The organism is Legionella lytica, assembly GCF_023921225.1.
In the GTDB taxonomy this organism is placed as follows: Bacteria; Pseudomonadota; Gammaproteobacteria; order Legionellales; family Legionellaceae; genus Legionella; species Legionella lytica.
The window spans coordinates 3,124,972-3,150,426 of record NZ_CP071527.1 but is presented as its reverse complement, the minus strand read 5'-3'; the positions used below and the strand labels follow the sequence as shown (position 1 = coordinate 3,150,426).

Genomic DNA, 25,455 nt, shown 5'->3' with positions numbered 1-25,455 from the left:
ATGAGCTTTGAGGTGATTACACGGTTCAGAACGTCAATGCCAGCGCGGTGAAACCAGACTACTTACTTAACATTTTCCAAACCCCACACCATTCTGGATCAACCGGTTGTTCTTTCAGAATCTTGCAGCGTTCAATATAGACGCTTGAAGGTTTGTCATTAGGATGTAAGGCTAACGCTGCATCAAAACAGGAAATGGCTTTATCCCATTGCGCACAATTATAAAATTCGATGCCATTATTAAAGTGAGTAATGACATCAATTTGATGAGGAAATACGTTTTGATCGTAAAAGTTAATCACTTCATAAATTGAAACCGCTTTATTTTTGCCTTTCACAATAACCTTATCAATAGGGCGCATGCGGTAGGTAGATTTTAAGCGTTCATAGGTAAATTCACTAATGAGAAGGTGCGCACCATAATGCTTGCAGAGGCTTTCAATGCGGGAGGCTAAGTTCACTCCATCACCAATCACTGTAAAATCCATGCGTTTATTTGAGCCAATATTCCCGGCGACTATTTTATCAGTGTTAATGCCAATGCTGTGAGCTAACAGAGGCAAGTCACGCTCCATTCTGCGTTGATTGAATTCATCCAAGGCATGCATCATAGCAATAGCAGCCCGTAGGGCTCGGTCAGGATCGTCATCATGCGGGAAGGGATTGCCAAAGACCGCCATGACAGAATCTCCAATAAACTTATCTAACATCCCTCCTTCGTTTTGAATGCAATCAACCATTAAGGAAAAATATTCATTTAAAAGTTTCACTGTTTCTTCCGCCCCCAGTGATTCGGAGAGCGTGGTAAAATTGCGAATATCAGAAAATAGGACGGTAGCAAGCGTACTAGTTCCCCCTAAAGAATAATCACTGGACTGCAATAATTTTTCGGTTAAGTCGGGACTCATATAGCGCGACATCGTTGATTTCATGCGTTTTTCTGAACTAATGTCTTCAATCATAACCATGGTACCCAAGCGTTCATTATTGGCATTGATTAAGGGAACAATGGTAATGTTGGCGGTAATTTTTACACTCATTAACTCCAGTTCAACATCCATCATCACCTCCTGTCTTACTTGGGATGATTCATGATTGATGGTGGTAATTTTTTCGACCAAATTATTAGGGTCCTCGTTAAATAAGATGGAAATATCTTTTAACATGAGGGGGTTGAGGGAGGTGAGATTCAACATTTTCATCCCGGCACGATTACAGGTGACAATTTGATTGTTGGTATTAAGGGTTAACACCGTATTCGTCATACTTTCAAGAATACTTTCATTATAATTCTTGATGCTTTGTACCTCATCAAAGAGTTTGGCATTCTCAATAGAAATAGATATTTGCGAGTTAATCGCTAACAGCTGTGACTCATCATCGGAATTAAACTCCCCGCGTCGTTTATTCAAAACTTGGGTGACGCCAATGACTTTGCCATTCTTATTTTTTACCGGTGCGGATAAAATAGAGCGCGTAAAAAAACCGGTTTGACGGTCAACGGAAGGGTTAAAACGCAAGTCAGCATAAGCATGGGGAATATTAATTACCTCTCCACTGGTAAAGGTGGATCCGGCAATCCCTAAATGGTTTGGGAATCGTATTTGTTTTTTGGCCAAACCAATACCAGCTTCAGTAAATAATTCATTCGTTTTTTCATCATTGATAAATAAAGTGGAACGTTCCGCATCTAAGGCTTTGGTGACCGTGTCGATGATTTTTTCTAATAATAACGACAAATTAATTTCCGAGGAAACATTGGATATTGTTTCCAAAAAATGTAAGTCTTTCTGATGGCACAATTCGATTTGCTCAATGGTTAACTGATTTTGAATCGCCATCGCCGCATGTTCAGTCAGGGTTTGCACAAATTTGACGTCAGAGTCGGAAAAATCACCGTCGATTTTATTGAGCATTTGTGTAACGCCAATGAGTTCATTATTGGCATTTCTCAAGGGTACACAAAGAATACTGCGGGTTTGAAACCCGGTAATTTTATCTACTTGTTTGTTATGGCGTTCATCCTCATCAACATCAGTTAAAAAAACGGCTTCGTTATTAGTAAACGTCCAACCGGCAAGACCACTGTCGTTGAGAATTCTAATTTCGAAATGCAGATCACCTTGTGCAATAAAAGAGTACAGCTCATTGGTTTTTTGATCATTCAAAAAGATAGTGCCACGTTCACAGCCGATTACATCGACTGTGACATCAATTAGCTTTTTGGTGATTTCTTTCAAATTAGACGTGGCTGCCAAATCACGATAGATCTGTGACAGCAACATGTAAAATTTTTTTGAATTCATATTCTTATAACGTACAACATCGCGCATTTTAATTTCTCAAAAAGTATTTTTCTGATTCTTAAAATGACTCCAGAACTAAAACCTATTTAGTTTGGCCGTCAATGACATTTACCTTTTCTAATACACTTCTCAATTCCCTTATCGTCTCTTGGAGTTGGTAAATCTCATTATTCTTATCTTTTTTTAATTCCTCGATATTCTTTAAATGACGGTGTTTGATATTTTCCAACTCATTTCTTAATTCAACGATTGAGGTCTGGAGCTGGATAATAATTTGGTTATAATCCGAACGCTCTTTCTCAATTCTCCGCTGCATCTTCATATGATTTGCTTCTAATTTCACTCGTAATTGAATGATAATGTCCTTTAGTTGCCTGTTTTCATTTTCCTCTGCTAATGCTGCCATACGACGAGTTCCTCACAGCTTCACCATTGGTTTGCACTAGTGAACAAGGTTTATTTAAGAGCACTTATCTTTATGCGTTGTTATAGTGCGGATAGTTAAATTATAGCTCATTTTTGGCAGGGCATGCGGGGCTTAAAGTCACTATACAGGATTTGAAAAAAACACGTAACTAACACACCTCCCCGACCAAATCTAACGTAGCCTGGTTGCTTGCAACCGGTAACCATGAGCGCAGCGAATCCATGGGACTAAGAGAAATCGTACTACTAAGTAAACAGCAGCTGCTTTGACACTCAATACACCATTTTGAACCATTTGAATAAACAGAAATATTCATATACCATACCCAAAGCAAGTACCCCATAAAGGATTATCATCATGCGCTTAAACGGCAAAGCTTTATTCTATACCTTAATAATTCAAATTATTATTTCTGCGCTCTTTTTTCTTGGCTTCTTGCTTGACCCACTACTCGGCGTATGGATTTGCTTCCTATCCTTCGGCGGCTGTGCTTCATTCTTGCTCTATCAATGCCTCAATACGAAATGCCAGAGGAAGGGAATATAATCCCGAGCTAAGGATTTGCATGCACTAATTAAAAAAGATGCAAATTATCCCTAACTCACACATTTTGATATTAAATAGTATTGATTTTACATAAATAAGTTAGTAAAAAATAACATTTTTTGTTGACCTCGTAGCCCCAATTGATTAGGATAAACTTGGCTTGGAAGATGCCATGGAAATTACGGAATTAAATCATGAAGAAAATATACAAGAACCAACTTATGGAATGTACATTATCGCTAGTTAGCCAACATCGCACCTTTTTTCTCATCATCCTATTTTTCCTCTACTTCATGTGTGACACATGAGTTTTAAACCAAAAAATCATTAATTCACATCAGCGTTTGCTGTTGATGTGCCCGGTTATTTTTGTTTAAAGGATTTGGTGGTGAAAAAATTAGTTTTGTTTGGTTGTATGTTGTTGTGGAGTGTTTGCTGGGGTAGCGAATGCCGTCATCGCCAAAACGTCGCTCTTTATTTTAAGGAAAGCGGTACCAATAGTATTGAGCTTACGGCCTATAAGGGAGAGGTAAAAACTATCCCTATGACTATGGCATACAGTTATTTGCATGGTTCAAAATACTGGGGTTTCATTCCCTCTCCTGTAGATGTTCGCGTTGAAAGTCTGGGAGCTCCATGCCCAACTCTTCCATATGACCTAGGTTGTAAACCCTACCTTAATGCTATTTGTAACATGAATGTAATTCTTGACACCAACGCTTTGAAGATTGGGCAAAAATATTCGGCTAAGTTTGTTTTTGTCACGTATCATCGAGATCAACCTCGTTCTTATCCGATGGAATCTATAGTTACTATTATTCCCCGCCCTTTATCGATGCAAGTTATTCCACCGCAAAAAGCTACTATGGGCATTGAGTTTACATATCCGTTAAGGAATGTTGTAAACAATTATTTTGAAAATGCTCCTGTTTCTCTACTTATGAGTGACGCTGATAAACAAAAATTAAATAATTACGGGTTTTCTTTTGATCCTCTGGATTTTTCTTTCAAAGGAACTCCGAAAAAAGTCGGGAGTATTAAATTTCAGGTAGGGGCTACTAAAGGACAAAGGTCTACATCCCGAGTCGATATGACCATTAATGTGGAATACAAAACACAAGATAAACCCCGCTTTAAAGCTAATGTCCCTATCCCCGGAGCCACGCTTAATAAAACATACCAACTCAATTTAATGACCTTGCTCGAGAATACCCCTGGGTTTAATGTCACCAATCAAATAACGTTTAAAATTGATGACAATTCAAAAGTTAAGTCAAATTTGTTGCTGAGTGCTGAAAATAATTTGGTACTTGAAGGAAAGCCAAATCCGGCCTTGGCTGGCGATATGGCAATCCTAACCGTCACGGCTACCTCTAATACTGGGGGTGATTCAGAAAATCCATATGAACTGAGAATACCGGTAGCCTACGATAGCAGTAAAACACCAAGCATCGAGCTGTTTGAATTAGAGCAATCAGTTGAGGAGCAATTTTCCGTTGATTTATCACAATATCTTAAGAATCCTGCTCAAGACTCCTCTCTTGCAGTAATGATTGATCAAATTGAGCCCGAACCTGAAAAAATTGATATTGCAAAAGCATTTAGAATACAAATTTCTCCACAAAATCCAAAAATATTAGAGGGATATATTCCTGAAAGTGCCGTGGGCAAAAAATATTATATTACCTTGCATGCCAATACGCATACCGGAGGAGATTCTGCACAAATAAGAGTTCCTTTGCAAGTAAGTATTGACGAAACTCTTACTCCTCGATTTAGGCAGGATAATCCCCAACTACCGTTACTTATCCCAGGACAGCCTTTTGCCCATGATTTTGTAGCCAATCGTGATGTATGGCCTGAATATGAAAATATGCCTTATGAAATCCGTTTTGTTGAGGGATATAGCCCACCACCATGGTTAAAGTTGAAAAATAATAAACTTTTTTCAGAGGCCAATGTGCCAATGGCAACGAAAGATATTGAGGTTACTTTAGTTATTAAAAATATTCCCGGGGGCGCCTCACATCCAATAACCCTGTTTTTAAGCGTACCTTGATAGAAATGGAATGATGTGCAAGTTCGCGGTGCGATTACCCAACTTGAGATGTATAAAAAAGAAAAATTACTCGTAGGATGTATCATGACACAAACAATTACTGGCACTGGTTTAGGAATTTATGGCTCATCTATTGGTATGGGAGGGCATGCAACGCATGGGAGTTCCTCCTTAGGCCAAGGTGGTGAGTCAGCCTATGTTAATGCTGCTAATGGAAACTTAATCTTACGACATTCCGATGGTTTTCTCGCAGATATTGGTTTTGGCTTTGATTTATTTCAAACCTACAACTCTTTAGGCGAGCGGGGTGGCTCCTGGTGTTTTAACGTGCAATCGCGGATTGAATTACATGGTGAGGCAAACCAGGAGGGCTCTTATGTTATTCGCATTGGAGAAGATGGGCATCGGGCACGTTTTAACTGGAATACTACCCGTCAACAATATGTACCTGAAGAAGGTGGTACCGCTAATTTGCGTTTTACCACCAACGGATGGATTTATAAGGATGGTAGTGGCAAAACAAGCTATGAATATGATCGCAATGGGCAGCTAATGCAAATTAGCGATCAGGATAATCATCACCTTAAATTTAACTATGTGGATGGGCATTTGAGCTCGATTGTCAGTACTAGTGAACGGCAGAAAGTTACCTGGACTTTTAACCGTGGTTTACTTACCGACATTACAACGTCTAGCGATAAGCAACAAGTGCATCACATCCATTACGACTATGATGAGCACCAGCGCTTACATAAAGTCAGCCGTGATTTAGGCGATGGGAAAAGCTATTGGATAACCTATGATTATGTAGGCGACTCCAACCGCATTAGTACGGTCAAACAGTCTGATGGTACCCGCTTAAGCATTGACTATGATGCTCAAGGACGCGTGCAGAAGTTAATCGACGGGGAAGGGTGCTGTACCACGTATACATATGCATCAGGACATACTACCTTAACCAATAGTCTTGGGGAGTCTTGGACCTATTTTTACGATGAGCGTGATCGCTTGATTGCAGTAGAAGGTCCAGAAAATTATCGCATTAGTTACCGTTATGAGGGAAATCACTTAATCAGCGTTACTCAAGGTACGCAAGTATGGCATTATCGTTATAATGAGGCTGGTGATTGCATCTACATTCAGGAACCTAATGGACACATAACCCAACGTAGTTTTGATGCAGAACATCATTTGCTTTTAGAAACTACCTATCAAGCCTTTGACGGCAATCATCATCCCATTAAGCCGAAAACCACGCGTTATACCTATGATGCTCAAGGGCATTTACGTTTTATTATTGCTGCGGATGGCACCGTTACCGAGTATCGTTATAATCTACAGGGGCAATTGACCAGTAGCCGCTGTTATCTAAAGGTTGCTTATAATTTAAGTTCCTTAGCAGAAGATAGTTGCCTCAATCAGGAGCAAATGGAGAAATGGAGTGCTCAGCAAAATCCGCAACAAATTAGTTTAGTGGAATACAGCTATGATTGGCGTGGTCAATTAAGCGAAGAGACTCATTATTCGCATGTAACCGCGGAAGGACTCGGCATTTTGGATGCACAAGCCACGCGCAGTCATACGGTGTATGATGCCGCTGGGCGTTTGTGTGAGAAAAGTACCCCTACAGCAAATGGCTGGAGTACCACCTATTATTTCTATGATGATATGGGCCGCTTAATTCAAACCATAGATAATCAGGGACACACGCAAAATATTAGCTATGATGATGCTCATCAACAAATCATCCAAACCGATGCCAATGGCTTACAAACAATAAAAATATATGACCGGAGCGGTTTGTTAATTGCAACTCATTGTTTGGATGCACACCATGATTTTGGCACCACTTCGTATCAATATGATGAGGCTGGCCGCTTGATTGCTGAAACTGGCGTAGATGGTTTAAACATTTTTTATTTTTATGATGCCCAAGGTCGCCTAAATGCCAAGGTAAATAAACAAGGTCAACTAACAAGGTACTCCTATAATGAGGAAGGCTTGTTAGTGCAAACTCATCAATATAGCCAACGAATAAGTACTGAAGGTTGGTTGGAGCATTATCCTGCGTTTGCATCAATTATTCCTGTGAGCACAAAAAAAGACAGTATCAGTCAAATAATTTATGATGAATATCAACGCGTTGCTTACAGCATCGATGCGACTGGAGCCGTGATTGGTTACACCTATAATGCTGAAGGGAAAATAGTCAGTAAAACGGCTTATGCACAACGCCTGGCGGACTATCAACCTGAAACATTATTGACTAAAACTTCTTTAAAGCTAAACTCCAGCACGAACGATCGCAGCATTCATTATTATTACGATCTAAATGGTAATGTTGTGGCTGAGCTTAATGCTGAAGGCTATGTTAGTGAATACCGCTATGATCGCCAAGGGCATGTGATTGAAACCATTCGTTATAGTCAAGCAATCACCAACGCATTGAGCGGGGATTGGCAACTCGATAAGCCCAGTGCGCAAAGCGCTGATATTCATACCTACACCTTTTATGATGCGCAAGGGCAAAAAATTGCTAGCGTTGATGGTGAGCGCTATCTGACCGAATACCGTTATGATGCTAATGGCCAATTAATAGAACGTATTGCCTATGCCACCGCAATTGCCGCTGAATTTGAACTTGGCAGTGAATCTTTGGAAACCATCCGCCCACCGCAGCATGGGAACGATCATCATAGTTATTACACCTATGATGATTTGGGGCAATTGAGTGAAGAGAAATCCCCTAATGGCTTAACTACCACCTACACCTATAATGAGATGGGGCTGCTTATTAGTAAAAGCCGGATGGATGCAAGAACCCGTGCTATCAGAGAACAACAATATCGGTATGATGCTTTAGGGCGTATTATTCAGGAATTGGACGAATTAGGTTGTGCTAAACTCAAGCAGCAATCCTTAACCGATAAGGCTATTAAGCAGATTTGGCAAGAGCATAGTATTCATTATGCTTATGATAATGCCGGTCTACTGCGTTCCAAGACCGATGCACTGCAACGCACGAGCCGCTATTTTTATAATGAATATGGCCAATTGCAATTTACCGTCAATGCGCAAGGAGGTATCGTAGAAACTCGTTATAATGCTTTGAATCAAATCGAATCCACTTGTAAATACAGTGCGCCACTATCATTAAAGAGTTTGAAAACCGTAACGCTTAAAGACATTCAGGCTTATTTAGAACAGGTAAAAGATGAGCATTTTGATGAAACCAGCTGGTATGAATATAACTCCATCGGTCAGGTCGTCGCGCAACATAAGGGAGCCAAAGGAGTAGTCACTTCCAAATATAATGCTTTTGGTGAATTAGAACAGAGCATTGAATTTATTGATGCGACTCATAGTAAGAGTACACAATATAGTTATGACCGACGCGGTTTATTGTCGCAGCGAACTGACGATTTTGGCGGTTTAAATCGGGCGGTAAAAATGCACTACGATGCCTTTGGTCTTATGGATAAATATACTGATGGGCGGGGAAAGACTACACGTTATGGATGGAATAAACGTGGAGAGCAAATTAAGATTACGAATCCCCAAAATAAATTTAAAAAAACAGGATATGATGCATTTGGTCGCGTTATTAGTGAGTCGGATAATTTGCAAAGAGAAATCAGGCATTATACCTATGACGATCAAAATAATAAATTAACCCTGAAAGACCCTCAACGAAACTCAGAAATTATTACTGAATATAATGCTTTTGGTGACAAGTTAAGTTTGATCGATGGCAATAAAAATACCACCACCTTTAGTTATGATGAACGGGGTTTGCTCATCCGTGTAGATGCCCCGGAAAATGCTACTAAAGCCTATCATTATGATGCCGCCGGGCAATTACAGTGGCAAGAGGATTCCGGCGGCCATAAAATAGCCTACACCTATGATGCCCAAGGCCATGTCCTTACCAAAACGCTCGATCCAGATGGGCTGAATCTTGTTACCTCCTATGCCTATGACGCTATTGGTCGACAAATACAAATCAGCGAAAATAAACGAGTAACTCAGTTTACTTATAATGATCAGGGATTATTAGTTAAATCCTGTGTTGACCCTAAAGGATTAAATCTCATCACTGAGTACAGCTACGATGCGCGAGGCCTGTTGTTGCGCAAAACGGAAGTGAATCGGAATGGACATGACAAAGTAACAGCGTACACCTGGGATAATTTAGACCGCTGCACGGCAAGCATTCAAGATCCTGATAATTTAAATCTCGCCACATACTACCAATATGACGAAAATGATAATCTGATTTGCCAAACCGATGCACGCGGCAATAGCACGCATTACGTTTATGATGTGAATAATCAATGCCGTTACCAAATTAATGCACGAGGGGTTGTTACCGAGCACATTTACAATGCCAATGGTTGTGAAGCACAAACCATCATTTATGCAAAACCGATAACATTAGGGGGAAATTATTCCGAGTCCAGCTTAAGTACCCTGTTGGCCAAGGATGCTAAAGATCAATACACCTTTCGCGAATGGGATGCAGCTGGGCGGTTGGAAAAATTATTTGATGCTTTAGGTTATGCTACGTTATATAAGTATGATAGCAATGACAATATTGTTAGCATAACTAAAAGTGCGGTAGCGGTTTCTCTCGAGGATTTAAAAGCAGGAAAACCGATTGAGCTAGAGCGAACCAGGGTGCGCCATGAGTATTTTGCCTACGATGGTTTAAATCAGTTATGTTTTCAATATAACACTGGCTCAGTGACGGAATCACGTTATGATGCGCATGGTCAGGTTATCGAACGTATTCAATATGCAACCCCTCTTTCTATCAGTAAAAAAGCCGAAATCAACCTGGAATACTTCCAGAAAAATTGCACCAGCAATAGCCAAAATAAAATAACCCGCTACGCCTATGACCAAGCCGGTCGCATGACGGTCGAACTCAGCCCGCAAGGTATTGCCAAATCTTATACTTACAACGAGTTAAACCAAGTCATTTCCTGCACGCGCTACGCCACTTTAATTACGGGCGATAATGCTACCAGCCTGGCTTTAGACTCCTTGGTGCTCAGTAATCAAGACCGCACTAATTATTTTGTTTATGACACGGCAGGACGTGAACGCTATCGCATCAGCGCCGAGGGCCAAGTAGTGGAGCGTCGCTATGATGACGTGGGTAATGTTATCTCTCAGATTACCCACGGCCAACGAGCCTCTACTAAAGAGAACACACTAGCCCGCTTAGATGAGCTTCTGGCTGAAGACAGCAACGCACGTAGTAGTAAATACAGCTATGATGCGCTGGGCCGCCTGGAAAAAGATGTCAATGCCAAGAACCTGGAAACCAGTTACCAATACGATAGCAATGGCAATGTATCGCAAAAAATAGAAGCGAATAAAGCAGTTTGGACTTATCGTTACGACGAACTAAATCGATTAACCGAAACGCGCTCCCCTAAAGTAGCGATCATGAACGAAGCAACGCCACGCTCAATCAGTACCAAAAAAGAATATGACAGTTTTGGTAATGTGATTAGTGAAACACGCGATGCTGAAGGTATTGCCCAAAAACGTTGCTTTGAATACGATGCAATGAACCGTCTCACCAAAACGACTTATCCTGGCATAAAAGTAAATAATGCCAGCGAGGCGAGATCTGCTCAGCGTCAGGAAATTAGTAAAGATTTAAGCGAGCTTTCGACCTACAATGCTTTTGGCGAAGTAATTGCCCGCAGCGACCGTGCTGGCCGCTGGCAGCATTTTGCTTATGATATGCAAGGCCAGCTCGTTTATCAGGTAGACACTCGGGGGGCCTTAACTCAATATGATTATGATGCGTTTGGCCGAGTAACTAAAAAAATTCGCTATGATAAAGAGCTTGCGGTGTTGGATGAATACAGCACCGAGAAAATTTCCCGGGCTTGTATTAAAGGCAATGCCGATCGCACCGAGTCTTATGACTATGATTTAGATGATCGCCTCATTGAAACCAGGCGCGATGCCGTGCTTACCTATAATCCGCGGGATAAAACGTACAGTAAAGTACAACCAAGTATTCGCAACGAATACAATGCCTTTGGTGAGATAGTCAAAACAATCAAGCGACTTGACTCCAGCCGCAATGCAATCACTCTAATGTATTATAATCAGGATGGCCAGCAAACCGCACAAATCGATGCAGAGGGATACCTCACAACGTATGAACTTAATGCCTTCGGCGAAGTAGAATGCTGTACCGAATTTGCCTCGCGTACGCAAAAAGCCAATGTCAATGGATATTCTCTACCAGCAAGTCATTCCAAAGATCGCACCGTAACCTTTACCTATGATGCTTTAGGACAAGTAACTTCTAAGATCCTAAAAAATGTAGAATTTTCCCGTTTAGTTAAGGGTAAGTTAGAAACGATACGCCAAGATATCCCCACCTATTACCGTTATGACGCGATGGGGCATTTAGTGGAAACCACAGATGCGAAAAACAATACTGCTTATTGCTATTACGATGCTTTAGGTCAGTTAACGGCGAAAATCGGCCCCGGTCAAAAAATTCGTAGCGCGACGACGTATTCCTATGATGCCTTAGGCAATTTGCTTCAAACCCATAAATGGGCGAATGGAGCGGAATTGACTGAGAATAAGGGCTTCGTAGTAAAAGGTATCTCTGCTGCCGACCAGGTAAGTTCTGCGACATTTGATGCCTTTGGTCAGGTGATTAGCGAAACGAATGCCATGAACCATACCGTAAACTACAGCTATGATGAAGTGGGCAATTTAGTACGCAGTTTCCAAACAGTGGGGCGGGTTGATGGTTCAAAACAGATTCGCGACATACGTTATGAGTATGACAGCGAGCATAATTTGGTAAAAACCAGAAGTTATAAAGAAAATAACCAACAGCATATAGAGGAGGCACGCTATAATATTTTTGGTGAAATGACAGAAAAAGGGATGGAAGGTAAGTCCCACATCCATATTGATTATGATCTTTTAGGCCATGCTTGGCGTTCCAATGTACAAGGCTATTATCAAATTTTCCTTTATGATGCCACCGACGAAGTAACGCAGATTGTCACCTCGGCCAATGGTTTTCATCCGGAGGGTGGTGAGCGTGGAGTTGATTTAGGTGGAGAATATTTTAGCAAGTGCATGGATTTTAATGATGGCAATTTGCACCAACGGCTACAACGGCAAAATGCCACCTACGATGCCCTTGGCCACCTACTCTCGCAAGTCCGAGAGTACACGGTCGATGTCCTCGATAAAGATGGACTACGTAAGGTCGTCGAGTCAGGGCAAACGCAAAGCATAGACCGGTGGGGGAATGTGCTTTCCCATACCAATGCTTTGGGATACACCACCCATTATGAATACAATCTGTTTAATCAAGTGACCAGGCAAGAGCTGCCCGAAGTTTCCTTCATGAATGAGCAGGGCGTAAGAAGCCGTATTAAGCCGGTGAATCAATTTGCTTACGATGAATTAGGACAAGTAATTGCGGCAATTGATGCCAAAAACCATCGCACTACCCGGGCTTATGATGCTGAAGGGCATGTGATTCAGGAAACCGATGCCAAAGGAATTTCACGAAGCAAAAAGTACAATCTCTTAGGGCAATTAAGTTCCACCGAGAATGAATTACATGGCATCACGGAATACACCTACGATCATGAAAACCGCCTCACCCAGGTGCGCACCTATAACAGCCAAAAGGAGCTTAACAAACAAAAATATACCTATGATGAAGTGGGACAATTACTTGTTCAGGAAAATGGAGCGAATGAGAAAACAACATTTACTTATGATACCTTAGGCAATCAGATAAGAAAAACGAGCGCTCGCGGATTCGCTACCGCCTATGAATATGACGACTATGGGCATAAAATCAAAGAGGTTGATGCGAGCCAAAAACAACAAACCTGGACGTATGATGCCTATGGCCATTTACTGCGGCATACCGATTTAGGCAATCACACCACGACTTATGAATACAACGTCAATGGCTTGCTACTCCATGAGTCCTCTACGAGTGGTAAAAATATTTATCGCCAATACCAAGGCGATGGGCAATTAATTACTTACGAAGATAGAGCCAGTAAGGAAACCGTCCGCTACAGCTACGACCTGGAAGGTCAAATGCGCAGCAAGCTATCCAGCCGTTCGCAAAATATCAAAGACAGTTGGCTCTATGAAACCGACTTTTACACTTACGATGAGCTAGGACGTTTAAGCTCGGTACGCCGCCATAATCCGGATGACCTACCTAATGCCGATAAGTCTTTGCTGTGGGTCGATTACGACTATGATGAAGTAGGCAATATCCGCCACACCGCAGTACAAGCCAAAGCAAGCGGCACTCGCTCAGGTACGGCAAGTGAAGCTTATTATCTCTACGATGAAAACAATCGCATGACCCTAAATAAAGGCGAGTTACAAAATGGGCAAATTGTTTTCGGCACCAAAGGTTCTCGTCTGGCTTACGATAACGCTGGCAATGTGAGCGATGCAGAAAGTTATGAGAACGGGAAATTAAAAAAATATCATTATGTCTATGATCAGGCGAATCAGCTTGTAGAGGTCTCTTTAGATGGGAAAAGGCTCCAGGCCAAAAACTATGATTTAGCTGGGCGTGTTACCGAAGAATACGCTTATGACAAGCAGGGCCATCAGTCACAAGTTACCACCCTTACTTACACAGATGGTTTATTAACCCATCAATCGATTCGAGATCAGAATAAAAAAGAGATTTCTTATGTTAATTATTCTTATGATACGGTAGATAACATTACCGATATGATAATTACCAATAATGGCGGTCCTCAGAAGAAGGATGGCTCCACAATTGCCCATAGTTACACCTACGAGCTTTGGGATAGTTACCAGCAAAAGACAGATTCAGTGGTTAGAACCGACTATCATAGTACAGGAAAAACCCGTGGAGTCAGTACGCGTAATTATGATCAAAATGGTCTCTTAAACAATGTTGAGGACGCTTATGTAGATAAAAACAACCATTCCTCTAATATTAAGTATTTATACAGCTCTATCGATGGTTTGCGCATACGCCAAGACGGTAACAGCTCCTCTACCAGCTATTTATCCATTGCGGGAAAAACCATAGGCTCTCTGCGCGTGGATGCAGACAAACAAGAGCTTGATATTTACGGGGGCTTTACGCCCACTGGAGGTCCTACTGCTCGCCATATTAAACTGAACAAAGAGCAGCGAGAGATGATGGCAGAGCTCATGTCCATGATTGGCGCAACAGAAGACTCATTTAACAAAGCACCAACGCCAGTAGAAGCCCCCCAAGATAACATTGGCACCTACACTTTAAAATCAGGCGACAGTTTGGAATCAATAGCTTTGCAAGTTTACGGAGACAGCAGCCTATGGTATCTAATCGCCGATGCCAACGGCATCAGCGACCGTAACGCGATTGCCGGAGGAGATAGCAAGCTCTACATAGGTCAACGCCTAACCATTCCCCCAGCCGCCGCAGGGCAACATCACACCCACGCTACGCATCGTATCTTAGATGCGAATAAAATGCTTGGCAACACCAGTGCGAACGCCGCAACGCCAACGCCAAAACCACCGAAACCCAAGCATGGGAATTTTTGGGGCAAGCTCCTTGTTGCGGTTGTGGCTACAGTAGCAACCGTGTTAACCGCAGGCGCACTCGCCATTGGCATGGGGGTTACGGGTTCTATATTTTCAGCAGGATTATCCGCATTAGGTGGTACCATTACAGGCACCGCGGGGGCTGCGGGTATTGGCTCTGTGCTTGGCGTAGGCCTTGCGGCAGGCTTCGTTGGCAGCATAGCCGGCCAAACTGCAGCCAATCTTATGGGCATGCAAAGTGGTGTCGATTTTGGCGGGGCCTTGATATCCGGCTTAGCCACCGCGGCTACGGCAGGCATAGGTTATGGCTTAAAAAATATAGGTACCTTTAAAAACCTTTCCAATAAGTTGAATAACTACAACTATAAATACTTTAATTCCGCTAGCGCCGTTGAAATGATGGAGCAAAACGCCGCAAGCCAGGCATTTAACACCACCATAAGACGCCATCAACACTTCGACTGGACTGAATTAGGAGTAGCCACCCTAACCGGGGGTGTAATGGGTTCAAAAGCTGGAAAAGAATTCGGGAAAAAACTCGAAACTCTGGATAACCACACTGGCATGCTGCGCGCAGAGCTACAAACCCTGACAGGAGCTGGCGCTCAATCACTCACCACAGGCACTCATTTTGATGCCCTACACGTTTTAGGGGATAATTTAGGTAGTGTGATAGGAAACGCCGTGGTGTCCGGTATGGCATCGCCTCATTATCTGGATGAGTATAATGAGACTATGAATGAATTATCTATCGATGGTTTATTAAGTGATTATCAAGAGACCAAACAAAAGCTTAATGACTATCGGGAGTCACCGCAATTGGTTGAAGAGGAGCGCAATGTTCCTGTGCACTCTTCTGAAGGGTACAATGGTGGATATTGTGCTATTCCGGTAGAGGATAATAACTATTCTGCCATCCCAGATGGTTTTTATGATAAAGCTCAGCAAACCCAGCTTAGCGAAGCGGCTGGAAAAATTTGGGAAAATTATGGTGATGAAATTCTAAGATACGGTCCAAAAGCGTTAGGAATTTGGGGTTCAGGCTCACCTGCGTCGGAGACAGGGACATCACTAACCACGTCTGATTATTTAAAAATAGCAGGCTCTATTGCTTTGGATTTTATTCCTATTGTGGGACAATTAAAAGCTGCAGAGCAGATGTGGTTTGGTAAGGATCCACTTACAGGGTGGGAGATTAATCGAGGTGAGGCAGCTTTTGGATTAGTGCCTGGAGGAAAATTAATATCCACATTAAAAGCGCTAGGGAAGGCTGGTTCAAAAACGATTGCCGTTGAGAAATTACTACAAACGGTTCCTAATAAGTCGTCACCTTCAGTGGCGGCAAAAGGTTTTCAAGGTAGTAGAGATTATCCCGGGATTGATAAATATAGAGATATTACTCTTAAAAAGGGAACTATAGTTTATGCCGGAGAACCTGGAGTAACGGGCTTCTTCACAACGTCAAGTGCTATACACCGCTCAAAATTAGATGCAACGGCATTGTTTGAAGGCTTGCAGGTTTCACCAAGAAATGGATTATATCGGCCAGGCGTAACGGCATTTGAAATTATTGAGGATACACCAGCAGCTTTCGGAATCACTCGCGCAAATCCAAAATATGGGGTTGGTGGATTACCCCAATTATATATTCCTAATTATGCCAATATTACAAAACCCGTTATAAGCTACCCGTTGAATAACCGTTTTATGAGAGGAAAATAACATGAAAACTATAATTTCATCATTACCACATAATGGTGCTAAGCCATACACTCATCTTGAGCCTATTGTTGAGCTATTACTGGCCTCAGGAAATGAATTATCTGATCCTTTGCCTAGTTTTCCTTTACAAGACAAAGGATTTTATATGGATCGAGATGGTTGGAAATGTGATTTTAAAATGCCAATTGATTTTAAGTTAGTTACTTCAAATTTTGAAATTCCACCATCGATTATAATTTCGGAAAAAAATAATTCGATTTTTTGCCAGAAAACTTGGGTGGAAATTAGAGGGAGTATCACGTAGCATAAAGCCCCAAATGAACTCACATCCGAGGGGAAAGGCTTGCTTTTTCCGGTTAATTTGCTAGGAAACTTGGCTTTGATGTGAGAACCACCCCAGCTTATAGCCCTGAAAGTAATGGAATGGCTGAGGCATTCGTCAAAACGTTTAAGAGTGGAGTTGCCCCTATAAAACCGAACCGCTTAGCCAGCCAAAGCACTATTGATAAATTGTCTTGGCGCCCTCATATTTAACCCTTTATGGGGCGCATGTTCATTGTAGTCATTGAACCAATCGGGTAACTGCCTCATGAGCGTGAGCGCATCAAATGGATCCTAAATGCGACATAGTCTCTCCGCCCTTAATCGATTTATGATTGAATTCGAAGAGCGGTTGACTGAGTTTGTTTAACACATGACAGTTACACAGAATAATTTACAGGCTCAGTTCGTTAATATATAGAAGAGATGAACAAGTTCGGTTGATTTTGTTTCGGGCAATTTATCGGTTCCCCGCCATACTCGATGAAGCTTTTTAGGATCGATATTAAGTATTTTGGCAAGATCCTCTATGAGACAATTTTTTCTAATCATTATAGTATTTATTAATACCTGCTGTATTAGCTTCTGTTTTTTGAGGCTAAAGAATATCCTAGTATTTTTATTAAGCTCAAAACTATTAAGTTTATTTTTTATTGTATCCACAACTCCCTCTCTTACATCTATTTAGTACCTGTTTTCATTTTTTTTAGGCAATATAAAATAATTAAAATGCGCTAAATTTACATTTCCTTCTGTATCTTTGAGCCTAATAAAGGCAATAGGCTTAGGAATACAAGAGTGTGAAACATGATTACGCGTTTCTTATTTAATTAAGACCTCTGCAATAATCATGTATATTTTCCCTGGGCCATTTTTAGTTTGGGATATTTAGGATACACTTTAGAGTGTAGAGTTGATTATTACACTCTAAAGTGTAATAATCAACAAAATTAATATGAGATTTTGAATATTTGCTGATTGCTTATGAATTATTTTGGAATAAATCTAAAAAAACTTTTAAAAAAAGAAGGTATTAGTGAGAACGAGCTATCGAAACGAATAGGTATTCCTCAGCAAATGATTAATAGAATAATCACAGGAATAAATCAAAATCCAAAATTATCAACAATAACTCCAATTGCTAATTATTTCAAAATTTCATTACATGAATTAATTTCTAACGCTGAATTAGATACTAATGATACCCATTCTCTGAATACACAAAGGAAAATACCTTATATTGAATTTAAGGATATAGAAGTTTATGGAATAAGTGAGGCTCTTACAAAAAGTAAAAAATTTATTGCTGCTGACTTAGATTATAATAAGAATTATTTTGCGACGAGCATGAATGACGACTCCATGGAGCCTAAGTTTTCTAAAAATACTATTCTTGTATTTGAAAAAGAAAAAGAACCTTTTAATGGGGATTTTTGTTTGTTAAAAGATGAAGGGAATCATTATGTGTTTCGCCAAATTATGATAAATTCATCGAACAAGAAATTTATAAAATGTTTAAATCCAACTAGTGATTTATATACGGTAATTCCATTACCAATTAATATTTATGTGTTAGCAACATTGCTGGAGTCGCGCACTTTTTTTAATATTTAATTTAAGAAAGGTACTAATGGGGTCTCTGTTATTTTTTTTTCATTCCTTTTTAATACATAAGCAATAAATGTTGCGGGCCAAACGGCTATAAAGCCGTACGCAATTTTAAATAAAAGCGCATTAACCATGACGGTTAAAATTTTCATTGTGGGCATCATTCCTATAAATGTAATGAAACCCGCGATAAATGTTGCGAATCCTTCACTAATTGAGGATGCCAAAAGACTTCTAGCCCAAAAATATTTTCCTTTTAATTTATATTTCCATTTTGTGAATAAATACGCATTTAAGAATGCACTTAACAAATATCCGATAACCCCGGCATTTGTAAATCTTAATACATGGCCAATTACCTTGTTAAATTCTTCATACAAATTCCAATAACTTGGGGAAGGAAAAAAATTAATTAACGTTATAAGGAAGGCAAAAATATAACCAGTGATAATCGATTCCCATATTAGTTTCTTGGTATAATTTTGACCATACAATTCTGCATAAATATTGCCAAGAAAAAAGGTAAAGGTATAAATAAGTGTTGAGCCTGGTTCTACGATTCCCCATATGTCAACTAACTTGTATGCCATCACTGTTGCAGACATCAGAAATGTTACATAGATCATAGAAAGAATACGCATATATTTAAAATAATCTTGTGTTTTATTGAGTAGTACATTTTGATGATTTTCTTTTTCCATAAGATTCATAACATTCCTATTTTTTCTATGTCTAAAAACGTTTGTTCTTGCACTGCAGTAGAAATAACGGTAATCATATCTTTTTTACTTAGACTCACTAGAGAATCATAATCTTGGTATAGTTTTTTTGCACTGATATTAAGTGAGGCATTGGTTTGCGTGTTTTTTATGCTAAATATTGTTTCCCCCTGATTTAAGTATTGTTTTTCTATTATTAAAGAATATTCTTGTTTAATATATTTTTGAAATGATAGGTATGTAATGGCTCGTACATCATATGGAGAAAACTCAGATAATAGTTCATCATCATAAAGTATTTCTTCGGGTGTAAGTTTCAAAATTTGTTTTTTAATTCCAAATATAATTACATGTAATTCAATTTTATTACTTCGTGAGACAACATCAAGTAGGCTGTATCTATACTTACTTTTTTCCAGCCTATACTTTTTGAGTATTCTTCTTAATTTTTGGGCGTACAGACTGATATTCTTTGAAATCCTTTCTACCATAAGATTAATATTCCTCAAATATTTGTTGTAGGCGACTAATCTCATTAGTCTTATGTAAAGCGATAGATAGCAGAAGGCTTGATTTATGGGGTGATAAGCCTTTTGCTACAATGAAGCCATATTTTTCATCATAGGCCTGATCAATACTTGTATAGCTAAATCCAAAACGTGCGCATCTTACAATAGGAATATTTAATTGCACCGCTTTTGCTAGTGTTTGCGATATATTCGTCGGTTGATAGCCTTTACCAAATCCAGCGCTGACTATGCCGGATACTCCTGATGTAATAGAAGCCTTAATCAATGAGTCATCCATACCTAAATGAGCATAAATAATTGAGACTTTTGGTAAATTGCTTAGCCCTAATATGGAAAATTCACTTTGATAGGTATGTTTGTACATTGGAATTGATTTCAAAATAAATTTGCCACCAATGACGTGTCCTATCACTCCTATTCCTTCATGTGCAAAATTACTATTTAATCCTGGTGTATTTTTTACAGCATCTCGAGCAGTAATTACATGGTCATTAAATGTTACTAAAACACCTAATTTCATTGCTTTGTCGGAACTAGCTATATTGATGGCATTATATAAATTTCTCTTTCCATCAAAGGCAAGATTATTTTGTGGATAATGGGCACCGGTAAAAATAATCGGCTTTGTTGATTTTACTACTAGCCCAATAAAATAAGCTATATCCTCTAAAGCGTTTGTGCCAGTTGTTATTATAATGCCATCAAAATCACTTGAATCAAGAAGGGATTGGAGCTTTTGGGCTAACTTTATGAGCCCCTCAATAGTCATTTCATGACTGATTCTTTGTTCGAACTGTCCTACTATGATTTTAATATGAGCGTCTAATTTAAGTTCTTGAATAAAAGAAGAAATAGAGCTGTTCGGCCCTTTATAAAATTCTGATGTAGAATCTTCACTAATACTGCTAATAGTTCCACCTAATTCAATTATTCCAATAACTTTTTGAGCACTATTCACTTAATAAAGTCCTAATTTTTGAACGCATCATGGATATAATTTATATGGTACATTGGCTCTTCTATAAGTAATAAATTTATCAAATTTGAGCGCACTGTGATTAATAAAGATCCGTTAATTATTTCTTTCGGAGTTGGATTATATGGTAAATTTATCTAATCCTTTCCTTTACCAAAGATGGACTCCAGCTAATTTTTTTCCATATAGTTTTTGAAGGTGGGGATTATATATGGGCGTTACATAATTTCAACTAAAAAATCATGGCGCTTAATCTGATAATAGAAACTATAGTGGCTCTAGATATGTGTAATAGTAAAAAAATAACAAGATCTTTGGGAAAAATGATAAGGCTTTATTGGAGTTTAAGTGGATTATTTTTAACTACCATATTGCATGGAAATTCATTGAAACCGTGTCAATTTGTAGGGTTTGATAAAATTGTAGAATATGCTATTCCTGAAAGCATATCAGAGGACCCGGACTTATTAGATAATGATATATATGAAAAAATTAAAATATTGAAAAAGTGTATTAGTTCTTACGAAACATGTATTGTTGAAGCTCAGCCGAAAAGCATAAATTGGCTGAACAAGAAGTTAATAAAACCAATTAATAATAAATTTGATCCTTTAAAACGCCATTTAGTTTTTGGCTTACTTCAATATTTTGATGAAGAAAGAAATGTTTTTGTTTGTACCGTAGCAAATAATAGTTTTACTTTAGCTGCTCCGTGGATTGGAAAAAGTTGGGTAATTAATGATTCTAAAATAATAAATAAATATGAACTTGATGGCATTCGCTTTTCTTCGGTAATGACCCCTGAAAGTTTATATAACGCGCTTTTATTGTCTTATGCTGATTCGGTAAATAATAAATAAATTTGTAATTCGAAGTAGACCCAAGGGGTCTAATGCCTATGGGGCAAGCCTTACTTTTTTCGTTTAATTTTAGAAAATCCACTTTAAAATCAGGCGACAGCCTGGAGTCAATAGCCTTGCAGGTCTATGGGGACAGCAGCCTATGGTATCTAATCGCTGATGCCAATGGCATCAGCGACCGTAACGCGATTGCCGGAGGAGATAGCAAGCTCTACATAGGTCAACGCCTAACCATTCCCCCTGCCGCCGCAGGGCAACATCACACCCACGCAACGCATCGTATCTTAGATGCGAATAAAATGCTTGGCAACACCAGTGCGAACGCCGCAACGCCAACGCCAAAACCACCGAAACCCAAGCATGGGAATTTTTGGGGCAAGCTCCTTGTTGCGGTTGTGGCTACGGTAGCAACCGTGTTAACCGCAGGCGCGCTCGCCATTGGCATGGGGGTTACGGGTTCTATCTTTTCAGCAGGATTATCCGCATTAGGTGGCACCATTACAGGCACCGCGGGGGCTGCGGGTATTGGCTCTGTGCTTGGCGTAGGCCTTGCGGCAGGCTTCGTTGGCAGCTTAGCCGGCCAAACTGCAGCCAATCTTATGGGCATGCAAAGTGGTGTCGATTTTGGCGGGGCCTTGATATCCGGTTTAGCCACCGCGGCTACTGCAGGCATAGGTTATGGCTTAAAAAATATAGGTATCTTTAAAAACCTTTCCAATAAGTTGAATAACTACAACTATAAGTACTTTAATACCGCCAGCGCTTTTGAAATGATGGAGCAAAACGCAGCAAGCCAGGCATTTAACACCACCATAAGACGCCATCAACACTTCGACTGGACTGAATTAGGAGTAGCCACCCTAACCGGAGGCTTAATGGGTTCAGAAGCTGGAAAAGAATTCGGCAAAAAACTCGAAACTCTGGATAACCACACTGGCATGCTGCGCGCAGAGCTACAAACTCTGACAGGAGCAGGCGCTCAATCACTCACTACAGGCACTCATTTTGATGCACTACAAGTTTTAGGAGATAATTTAGGCAGTACAATTGGAAATGCCGTAGTGGGGCGTTTTGCTTGGCCTGGATTAGAGACTAGGGGCCAAGATCTCGCTAAAGAGAATATCAAAGGACTTGAGATTGATGGCCTTTTAGATGATTTTGAGCAATCCAAGCAAAATTTTAACAACCATCTTGTGAATCATATGGATGAAGGAATTAATCTTGCTATAGATATTTCTCTTACCCCTCATGATAGGGATACGTACCTTTCTGGTTCTGTGCTTTCGGGATATGTCGGCCATGTAATTTATAATGATTCTCCACTCTTTAATGGAAGTGGTTTATTTACGAATGAAGCAATGCCATTAGATTTAAAAAAAGGAGCACTGCTTCAAGGTTCTTCTCAGTTGGAAAAGAGCAAGCTTGCTCCGAAAAACTTTGGCGTTGAAGATGCAAAAAATGGATTGCGAAAAGTTTTCGATGAATATGGTTTTGAAATGTCTAAGATTGTAGAAAAAATGTATCGATATGAGACAAAGCATTTTAACTCCGGACAATATATTCTTACTGGTGCTGCAGGAATGGAGGCAGTTAAAGGTGCTAAAGCTCCTTATTATGGATGGTCTAAGGAGTTTTTCACAAAACATCCAGAATATACTCCAATTGGAACAACAGATCTTCATGATGGGATTGGTGCATCTAAAAAAGGAGGGAATGCACAAAAAAAAGGCTTAACCCCCTATATAATATTTCCATCTGTAGAGGCCGGTATGATGCATTTAGCGTATAAGATAAAAAACCAATATAATGGGGATTACGCACGCTGGCACTCTAGTATTGCTAGTAATAAGCAGGTTTATCGTAATGAATTGAAAGGCGTGCGTTGGTCTATGACAAATGAATTTCAAAAGGGGGCATAAATAGTGTTTCACTACATTAAATTACTTTGTTTTGTTGCTTTATTATTTACAAATAATTATTTATATTCTGCAGAAATCAACAAAACAGAAGAACTCTCTAAAATGAGTTGTTATGACTTAATGGTTTCTCTTGTTTTTGGTAGCTCGTATGGTGTGACTATGGAAAAGTTAGATCTGTCTTTTTCTTTTGAGCGTACTAACGATAAATATATGATGCTCACATTAGTTCAGAAAATTGAAGAAAATAGGATGGCTGTACGGGGGAATCTTGAACTTGATTTAGTAAATAAAACTCTAAATAATATAGATGGTGAAACTCCAAAACCTATTAAAATTAATACGAAATACATTCCATATATTAGCCAAACATGCACAAAAGAAAACAATGTATATGTTAATATAGGAAGACTTCCGGATATCAATGGTAATTGAAATGATAGTTTTAATATGTTGATGAAAGGCATGGTTTTAGGTATTTTTAACGAGCGCTGGTATGGAGCTTAAGACGCCATCAACACTTCGACTGGACTGAATTAGGAGTAGCCACCCTAACCGGAGGCGTAATGGGTTCAAAAGCTGGAAAAGAATTCGGCAACAAGCTCGAAACCCTAGATATACATACCGGCCTGCTGCGCGCAGAGCTACAAACCCTGGCAGGAGTAGGCGCTCAATCACTCACTACAGGCACTCATTTTGATGCACTGCAAGTTTTAGGAGATAATTTAGGTAGTGTGATAGGAAACGCTGTGGTGTCCGGTATGGTATCGCCTCATTATCTGGATGAGTATAATGAGACTATGAATGAATTATCTATCGATGGTTTGTTAAGTGATTATCAAGAAACCAAACAAAAGCTTAATGACTATCGGGAGTCACCGCAATTGGTTGAAGAGGAGCGCAATGTTACTGAGCACTCTTCAGAAGGGTACAATGGTGAATATTGTGCTATTCCGGTAGAGGATAATAACTATTCTCCCATCCCAGATGGTTTTTATGATAAAGCTCAACAAACCCAGCTTAGAGAAGCGGCTGGGAAAATTATGGCGATGAAATTCTAAGATACGGTCCAAAAGCGTTAGTAATTTGGGGTTCAGGCTCACCTGCTTCGGAGACAGGCACATCACTAACCACGTCTGATTATTTAAAAATAGCAGGCTCTATTGCTTTGGATTTTATTCCTATTGTGGGACAATTAAAAGCTGCAGAGCAGATGTGGTCTGGTAAAGATTTTCTCACTGGGACACCTATGAGCACAGCTTCTCCCGCAGTAGGATTGTTGCCAGGAGGCAAATCAATATCCACTGCATTTAAATGGCTAGGAAAGGCTGGTTCAATAGGTATTAAAACGATTTCAAATAACGCTGAAAGAAGTCTTGCTGCCAGTCATATTAAGGAAGCAAGAAAATTATTGCAAGAAGCTGGACTGCCTCGAGAAGCCAGAAATGAAATTATAAACTCTTTTGAACATGCAACTTTTAGAATTGTTAAAACTCAAGGATCTCGAATTGGTTATAGAACTTTTGATGACTCCAGTGCTACTTTGGTTGGTAGATATCTTAGTGAAACTGTATTACCCAACCAAACAGAACGCATAACAAAATTAGCACTACCTAATAATTCAGCTACAAAGTTGGGAGAAGTTTATATTCCCAAAAACAGTTTAATATTTGAAGGAAAAATTGCTCCACAACTTCGTTTTAGTTCAGGTATGGTTGGTGGGGAAAAGCAGTTATTTTTGACTGGAAATATTAATCAATACGGTTTCAAAGAAATATCTATGCCACGAGCAATATTTAATACTAGATTTTAAAGGATTAAATCAAATTACAGTTCTTATAGATGAAATCAATAGCAAAG

14 protein-coding genes are annotated in these 25,455 nt (G+C 39.8%); 9 read left to right on the top strand and 5 right to left on the bottom strand.

What is annotated here, in order from left to right:
- Positions 1–58: 58 nt before the first annotated feature.
- Positions 59–2,332 (bottom strand): adenylate/guanylate cyclase domain-containing protein, encoded by a 2,274-nt coding sequence (locus tag J2N86_RS13800; protein WP_252580056.1) that lies wholly within the window; start codon positions 2,330–2,332, stop codon positions 59–61.
- A gap of 55 nt (positions 2,333–2,387) precedes the next feature.
- Complete coding sequence (locus tag J2N86_RS13795; protein WP_252580055.1) at positions 2,388–2,711, bottom strand: hypothetical protein; 324 nt, start codon at positions 2,709–2,711, stop codon at positions 2,388–2,390.
- Between the two features lie 955 nt (positions 2,712–3,666).
- Here J2N86_RS13795 and J2N86_RS13790 point away from each other — a divergent pair.
- The 4 genes from J2N86_RS13790 (at position 3,667) to J2N86_RS13775 (ending at position 18,600) form a co-directional block, all read left to right on the top strand.
- The gene (locus J2N86_RS13790) at positions 3,667–5,337 is read left to right on the top strand and encodes a hypothetical protein (RefSeq protein WP_252580054.1); all 1,671 of its coding nucleotides are present in this window, start codon (positions 3,667–3,669) and stop codon (positions 5,335–5,337) included.
- Between the two features lie 84 nt (positions 5,338–5,421).
- Positions 5,422–16,665 carry a pre-toxin TG domain-containing protein gene (locus J2N86_RS13785; RefSeq protein WP_252580053.1) on the top strand — a complete coding sequence of 3,748 codons (11,244 nt, stop codon included), beginning with the start codon at positions 5,422–5,424 and terminating at the stop codon, positions 16,663–16,665.
- Position 16,666: 1 nt separating this feature from the next.
- On the top strand, positions 16,667–16,969 hold the full coding sequence (locus tag J2N86_RS13780) for a hypothetical protein (RefSeq protein WP_252580052.1): 303 nt from the start codon (positions 16,667–16,669) through the stop codon (positions 16,967–16,969).
- 1,001 nt (positions 16,970–17,970) lie between these two features.
- Positions 17,971–18,600: an XRE family transcriptional regulator gene (locus tag J2N86_RS13775; protein ID WP_252580051.1), complete on the top strand. Its 630-nt coding sequence runs from the start codon at positions 17,971–17,973 to the stop codon at positions 18,598–18,600.
- Here the strand turns inward: J2N86_RS13775 and J2N86_RS13770 are convergent.
- Genes J2N86_RS13770 through J2N86_RS13760 form a run of 3 tightly spaced genes read right to left on the bottom strand, consistent with a single transcriptional unit; the run spans position 18,597 to position 20,801 of the window.
- Entirely contained in the window at positions 18,597–19,295 is a 699-nt protein-coding gene (locus J2N86_RS13770; protein WP_252580049.1) for a queuosine precursor transporter, read from the bottom strand. The genes J2N86_RS13775 and J2N86_RS13770 overlap by 4 nt on opposite strands.
- 5 nt (positions 19,296–19,300) lie before the next feature.
- Positions 19,301–19,804 (bottom strand): hypothetical protein, encoded by a 504-nt coding sequence (locus tag J2N86_RS13765; protein ID WP_252580047.1) that lies wholly within the window; start codon positions 19,802–19,804, stop codon positions 19,301–19,303.
- A 4-nt stretch (positions 19,805–19,808) separates the two neighbouring features.
- A complete protein-coding gene (locus tag J2N86_RS13760) occupies positions 19,809–20,801 on the bottom strand; it encodes an asparaginase (RefSeq protein WP_252580046.1) in 993 nt (330 codons plus the stop codon).
- Positions 20,802–21,091: 290 nt separating this feature from the next.
- Between J2N86_RS13760 and J2N86_RS13755 the strand changes: the two genes are divergently transcribed.
- The 5 genes from J2N86_RS13755 to J2N86_RS13735 all read left to right on the top strand — a co-directional run bounded on the left by J2N86_RS13755 (position 21,092) and on the right by J2N86_RS13735 (position 25,408).
- A complete protein-coding gene (locus tag J2N86_RS13755) occupies positions 21,092–21,679 on the top strand; it encodes a hypothetical protein (protein WP_252580044.1) in 588 nt (195 codons plus the stop codon).
- Between the two features lie 32 nt (positions 21,680–21,711).
- Entirely contained in the window at positions 21,712–23,598 is a 1,887-nt protein-coding gene (locus J2N86_RS13750) for a LysM peptidoglycan-binding domain-containing protein (protein ID WP_252580043.1), read from the top strand.
- A gap of 3 nt (positions 23,599–23,601) precedes the next feature.
- Positions 23,602–24,030 (top strand): hypothetical protein, encoded by a 429-nt coding sequence (locus J2N86_RS13745; protein ID WP_252580042.1) that lies wholly within the window; start codon positions 23,602–23,604, stop codon positions 24,028–24,030.
- Positions 24,031–24,161: 131 nt separating this feature from the next.
- Positions 24,162–24,656 (top strand): hypothetical protein, encoded by a 495-nt coding sequence (locus tag J2N86_RS13740; RefSeq protein ID WP_252580041.1) that lies wholly within the window; start codon positions 24,162–24,164, stop codon positions 24,654–24,656.
- A gap of 107 nt (positions 24,657–24,763) precedes the next feature.
- Positions 24,764–25,408 carry a hypothetical protein gene (locus tag J2N86_RS13735; protein ID WP_252580040.1) on the top strand — a complete coding sequence of 215 codons (645 nt, stop codon included), beginning with the start codon at positions 24,764–24,766 and terminating at the stop codon, positions 25,406–25,408.
- Positions 25,409–25,455: the final 47 nt, after the last annotated feature.

Excerpts from the sequence above, each read along its gene's own strand:
- J2N86_RS13800 (WP_252580056.1), bottom strand. The coding sequence starts at position 2,332 with ATGCGCGATGTTGTACGTTATAAGAATATGAATTCAAAAAAATTTTAC.
- J2N86_RS13795 (WP_252580055.1), bottom strand. The coding sequence starts at position 2,711 with ATGGCAGCATTAGCAGAGGAAAATGAAAACAGGCAACTAAAGGACATT.
- J2N86_RS13785 (WP_252580053.1), top strand. The coding sequence starts at position 5,422 with ATGACACAAACAATTACTGGCACTGGTTTAGGAATTTATGGCTCATCT.
- J2N86_RS13780 (WP_252580052.1), top strand. The coding sequence starts at position 16,667 with ATGAAAACTATAATTTCATCATTACCACATAATGGTGCTAAGCCATAC.
- J2N86_RS13775 (WP_252580051.1), top strand. The coding sequence starts at position 17,971 with ATGAATTATTTTGGAATAAATCTAAAAAAACTTTTAAAAAAAGAAGGT.
- J2N86_RS13770 (WP_252580049.1), bottom strand. The coding sequence starts at position 19,295 with ATGGAAAAAGAAAATCATCAAAATGTACTACTCAATAAAACACAAGAT.
- J2N86_RS13765 (WP_252580047.1), bottom strand. The coding sequence starts at position 19,804 with ATGGTAGAAAGGATTTCAAAGAATATCAGTCTGTACGCCCAAAAATTA.
- J2N86_RS13750 (WP_252580043.1), top strand. The coding sequence starts at position 21,712 with ATGCCTATGGGGCAAGCCTTACTTTTTTCGTTTAATTTTAGAAAATCC.
- J2N86_RS13740 (WP_252580041.1), top strand. The coding sequence starts at position 24,162 with ATGGGTTCAAAAGCTGGAAAAGAATTCGGCAACAAGCTCGAAACCCTA.